We start from the raw sequence: 5,126 nt of genomic DNA, 5'->3' as shown, positions 1-5,126 counted from the left end.
AAGTTACGCCACCGCCTCCGCAAAGAAGTGGTCTCGCATGCTGTCCGCAATGGATTTACGGTTGAGTTTGCCGGAGCTGGATCGGGGCAACTTACCGGCCTGCCAGAATCGGGTCGGCAACATATAGGCAGGCATTTGCGCTGCGAGGAATTGGCGCAGCTCCTGCGCTTCCAGGGTTTCTCCCGTTGTAACGATGGCGGCGACCAGCCATTGTTCGCCTTCTTCATCGTCCACCACACAGGCGACCGCTTCCGTAATCGTTGGATGATTGAGCAGATGATGTTCTATCTCGCCTAACTCGATGCGCAGCCCGCGTAGTTTCACCTGGGTGTCCTTGCGTCCCTGACAGAAAAACAGATCTCCGTCTTCACGCCATCCCAGGTCGCCGGTCAGATAAATACGTTGTTGCAACTCTGGGTGAAAAACAAAGGCTTTGTCCGTCAAGTCCTGACGGTTGTAGTAACCTTCAGCCAGACAAATTCCGCCAATGGCGATTTCTCCCTGCTCCATATCCCCTTTCAGCGCTAATGTTTCCGGGTCGACAATGTATAACTCGCAACCGGTAAGCGCCTGTCCGATGGGCACGTTTTTCGACGCAGGTGCGACGCAATCGTAGTAACTGACGTCGATAGCCGCTTCCGTCGGACCATACAGGTTAGTCAGCAGACAGCTAGAGCCGAACTGCGCCTGGAACTGTTCGACCAGACTGGCCTGTAGCGACTCGCCGCTGACATAGACACTGCGCAAAGTGGTCGCCGCATGCTGCAACTCCTGCAGCACCGGCTTGAGCAGGCTGGGCACAAAGTGCGCCACGGTGATATTTTCACTTTGCAGCGCCGCCACGATGCCTCTGGGAAAAGACTCCAGACCTGGGCGCAACAAATAGTGACTGGCGCCGTTTAACGCAGGCAGGAACAGTTCCCACAGAGACACGTCAAAGGTCAGCGCGGTGCGCTGCAGAATGATGTCCGACGCCGTCATCGCACTGTGTTGTTGATGCCATTGCAGACGGTTGATAAACGCGCCGTGATTGACCAGCACCCCTTTCGGGGTTCCTGTCGTGCCGGACGTAAAGATCAGATAAGCCGGGTCCGACGCCTGCAATTGCGGCGCATTCCGCATCGCGTCTATTTCAGGTTTGCATACATAAATATCCTCCAGCCGCTCCGCCAGAATCAGCGCCAGATCCGGTCCCGCCTGGGAAATCTGGCCAGCCTGGGCGGCGCTGCAAAACGCAACGCGACACTGCGCCGTCTGCAACATGGAAGCCATGCGGGCAACCGGCGTTTTCGCATCCAGAGGGAAATAAACGCCGCCTGCAAGCAGCACGGCGTAGGCCGCCACCACAAACGCCGGACTTCGCTCCAGGCCAATGGCGACGCATTCGCCCTGGCGCAGGTCACGCTCATCAGTCAGATATTGAGCCAGTAGCCGCGCGCGCTCATGCAGTTCGCGCCAGGATAGAGTCTCCCCCTTGCCCCAGCGTATCGCCGGATTGGGGTTGTCTCGCGCCGTGTCCTCGAAAAAATCAGTAATAAGTCGACCAGTGTCCATAGAGCCGGAGTCCTTTGATTGCTGGCTGTGTCGCTCCTGAGCCATAGCGCGCCCGGGGTTACAGACGAACCCAAGGCGACAGGCATCCGTCAGCCGAGACCCTGGGTCTCAAGCCTGGAGGATAGAAATGGTGAGAAGCGGATTATGAAATAGTCTATACAGCGCTATAGCTGTATCGATTACATACTTCCTTGCCGATCAGCATTTTTTGCAGTTCATTGCTGCCTTCGACGACCTGCAAAATTTTCGCATCCCGATAGAGACGGCTGACGCCGTTACTCTCATCGCAGCCATGGCCGCCGTGAATCTGGACGGCTTTGGCCGCCGCTGTACCGGCTTCATGTGATGCAAAAAGCTTGGCCTGAAGAATCTGCTCCAGGGCGTCTTCGTCCCGGGATTCCTTGGCTTTTGTCGCTGACAGGCAAATGAGTTGGGAGGCAAGCAGACTACTGGACATTTCCGCCAGATAGCCGCGAATGATGCCTTGGTCCGCTAGCAGCGCACCAAAGGTGGAGCGGGCGTTGGCTCTGCGCGCGGAGGCCGCCAGCGCCGCTTGTTGAACGCCTAGCGCCGCCCAGGCCACGCTGATGCGGCCGTAGTCCAGAGCGCTGTTGGAGATGAGGTTCTGGCCGAAGCCCGGTTTCCCGATGATGTGCGACTTGGGAATCCGCACGTCGACAAAGTCGAGCACCGCCAGATAGGCGCTCTTGAAGCCAAGCATGTTTTTCTTGGCGGTGATAGTGAATCCTGGCGTCTCTTTGGGAATCAGAACGGCGGTGTCCAGCCCCTGATATTTACCGAACACCAGAAACAGATCCGCGATCTGAGCGAACGTGATCCAGGTCTTTTGTCCGTTGACCAGCAGGGCTTCGCCGTCGTCGACAAACTGCGTCGACAGGTTCTTTGAATCGCCTCCAGCGCCGACCTCGGTTTGCGCGAACGCGCCAATGATCTCGCCTTTAACCAGCGGCGTCAGATACTGTTGCTTTTGCTCCGGCGTTCCCCATTCCTCAATGGTTTTCAACACCATTGAGTGCACGTTCAGCAAGCCCGTCAGTGAGCCGCTTCCCGCCCCGATCGCCATGTTAAGAAGCCCGAAAGTGGTGGCGTCGAAGCCAAGGCCGCCGCTTTCCTCTTTCGCCAGGCCACCCAGCCAGCCGTTATGGGCGAGTTTTTTCACTACCGAGGCGGGGGTCGCCTCATGTAGATCCCACTCATCGGCATAAGGCGCGACTTCATCGGCGGAAAACTGTTCGAAGGCGTGCAGCCACTGGTTTTGAGAAGGCGATAGAAAACGGTTAAGCATTTACCACCGCCTTTCTCTCCAAGAAATTACAGACAGCCTGAATACTACAAAAGTTGGCGTTATCAAGGTCGTCAATCTCTACCTTGATTCTGAAGTTTTTTTCGAGAAAGGAGATTAATTGGATAGCGGCCAGGGAGTTAACCAGACCTGTTTCGAAGATGTCGACTGAGTCGTCCAAATCCTGTTTTCCAGCGAGTTTGCTCAGGTATTCAGACACTAATTTTTTACGCGCAGATACGTCCATTACTACTTTCCTTTGCGAGCTAAAATTCCATTGGTCTTTCCATTGATAAATCGATTCGGCTTTTTATGAAAAGGCTTTCTTTTTCAAGCCCCATCTTGGGGCGCCGAACCAATCTGCAGCAATCATATATCAACCCTATCGATAGGCGCAATCTCCCACATCACTGATTTTATTTAAAAAATTTAATGCTTTGCGATGAATTCAAAAACCTTCGTTATCCCTTGCTATACGCGCAAACCGAGCGATTTCACATGACCGGTAACGACGAAATCGCTCTTTTTTATTTAAGGAATATCAGAAGGTATGCATCTTTCCCGAATAATTTGGGACAAAGTTGGGACTCCGCATATAGCAACCTCCGGGCAATGAAAACGCGCCTCAAAACGCGCCTGTTAAATCATCTGCCTAAACCTCAATGAAGACTAGGTCAACTTACCTTACCGAAAGGTTATGATGCGCTTCGGATTCCCTCCCTGCCCCAACGCTTTAGTTTAAGATAACCGGAGCATGACCGGGCGCAGTTTCATCATTCTCTACCGCCTCAACTTCCAGCCTCACCTTCGCCGTCGCCAGCGCCGACACACGTTCTGCTTCCGCCGGAGTTGCGCCCACGGTCATCAAATATCCGGCGCGGTCATTACTGTCGTTCAGAGAGGTCACTCTGTCACCGATGCGGGGATAGATTTTCACCTCCCTGACGCCATCCAGCGACTGAGCCTCATCCAGGCCTGAGATGCTTTTTAATACGCCATTTTCGGTGGTAAAGAATTTGAGTAAAACCGCTTTGCTCCCTTCAGCATCAATAAGATCTGCAACGTCAAACTCCCTGCCCAAAGCCGCCAGCAGGGTTGCTTTGGCGAGGTTAAATCCGGTTGCGGCGCGAACGAATCTGGCTTCTTCGCCGCCGCCGATTCTGGGCATGACTTCGATGATGCGGTATTGGTTTGCGGGGGAGGACGTGACGATCACCTGGGCGAAAAACGGCGAGGTTTCGACGCCCATTTGTTGCAGCGCGGTTTCCATGTCGGCTCTGAGTTGATCGAGTAACGCAGCCGGAAGATCTGTCGGATATTGCTTGGTTAATGCGACGCCAAATCCCGCTTCCGTCCGCGACGGGCTGCCTCGGTATGAGGTGATGAAGGGCGCGACCCGCCCGTGATAGATAAAACCACTCAGACTGTATTCAACACCTTCCACAAACTCCTGAATGATCGCCCGCGATTTCACGGAGGCGTTCAGTGCGGAGTTAACTACCGATTGCAACTGCTCCGGATCGGCGGCGGCTCCCACGCCTTCCTGTCCCGTACCGTCAACCGGCTTGACCACCACGGGATAACCCAAGGCTTCCGCCAGCGAGGCGGCCTGCTCATAGGACTCGACAAAATCATAGCGGGGCGCAGGCAAACCAGCGGCTCTCAGCAGCGCAGCCATACGCAGTTTATCCAGCGGCAGCGCGGCGGACGCCTCCGACACATAAGTGCTGATTCCGCATTGGGCGGCGCACTCCGCCATCAACTTGATCGAACGATCGCTGCCGGCGGACACGATCCCGTCGAATGCACGTGTAGACGCGTACTCGACAATGCTTTTCTTATCATGACGGTTAAAGGGAACCCGCTGAATGCGCTCAGCAAGCGCCGGATCAATAATCCCTTCCCTGTCATCCACCACAAACACTTCAAACCCTAACTTCACGCCTTCCTCGATCAGCGGGAGCTGTATATGCCCTCCCCCAATCACCAGCACCTTGGCTTTCTTCACGCAAAACTCCTTAACTCACCACTCAGTCGGCGTTCCCCTGTGAAACAACCTCGACTCGCCTTTGCGAAGCTCAGTATTAATGTGGCCTTTCATGGTGATTCCCAAGTGTTTGCATTACACGGGATGCATTTCAGTGACACTGGGCAAGAGTATTGAGTAATAGTGTTGAGTAAGAATATTGAATAAGAGTGTTGGATGGCGCTGCGCTTATCCAACCTACGGTTTATAGATTGTTCGCTACTTGTAGGTTGGAAAAGCGCA

General features: G+C 54.4%; 4 protein-coding genes. All 4 read right to left on the bottom strand.

The window, feature by feature from the left end; all coding sequences use genetic code 11:
* Window positions 1-3 precede the first annotated feature (3 nt).
* Window positions 4-1,554, bottom strand: coding sequence for an amino acid adenylation domain-containing protein (locus ONV78_RS17050; RefSeq protein WP_279504894.1), 1,551 nt, complete (start codon window positions 1,552-1,554; stop codon window positions 4-6).
* Window positions 1,555-1,708: 154 nt separating this feature from the next.
* The gene (locus ONV78_RS17045) at window positions 1,709-2,860 is read right to left on the bottom strand and encodes an acyl-CoA dehydrogenase family protein (RefSeq protein ID WP_279504893.1); all 1,152 of its coding nucleotides are present in this window, start codon (window positions 2,858-2,860) and stop codon (window positions 1,709-1,711) included.
* A complete protein-coding gene (locus tag ONV78_RS17040) occupies window positions 2,853-3,104 on the bottom strand; it encodes an acyl carrier protein (protein WP_279504892.1) in 252 nt (83 codons plus the stop codon). Before ONV78_RS17040 ends, ONV78_RS17045 begins: the two co-directional genes overlap by 8 nt.
* A 486-nt stretch (window positions 3,105-3,590) precedes the next feature.
* Complete coding sequence (locus tag ONV78_RS17035) at window positions 3,591-4,865, bottom strand: ATP-grasp domain-containing protein (protein WP_279504890.1); 1,275 nt, start codon at window positions 4,863-4,865, stop codon at window positions 3,591-3,593.
* Window positions 4,866-5,126 lie beyond the last annotated feature (261 nt).

Origin of the sequence: Hahella sp. CR1 (assembly GCF_029813005.1) — a bacterium.
GTDB lineage: Bacteria > Pseudomonadota > Gammaproteobacteria > Pseudomonadales > Oleiphilaceae > Hahella.
The sequence above is the reverse complement of the archived record's forward strand: the minus strand, read 5'-3'. Positions and strand labels throughout refer to the sequence as shown.

Excerpts from the sequence above, each read along its gene's own strand:
- ONV78_RS17050 (WP_279504894.1), bottom strand. The coding sequence starts at position 1,554 with ATGGACACTGGTCGACTTATTACTGATTTTTTCGAGGACACGGCGCGA.
- ONV78_RS17045 (WP_279504893.1), bottom strand. The coding sequence starts at position 2,860 with ATGCTTAACCGTTTTCTATCGCCTTCTCAAAACCAGTGGCTGCACGCC.
- ONV78_RS17040 (WP_279504892.1), bottom strand. The coding sequence starts at position 3,104 with ATGGACGTATCTGCGCGTAAAAAATTAGTGTCTGAATACCTGAGCAAA.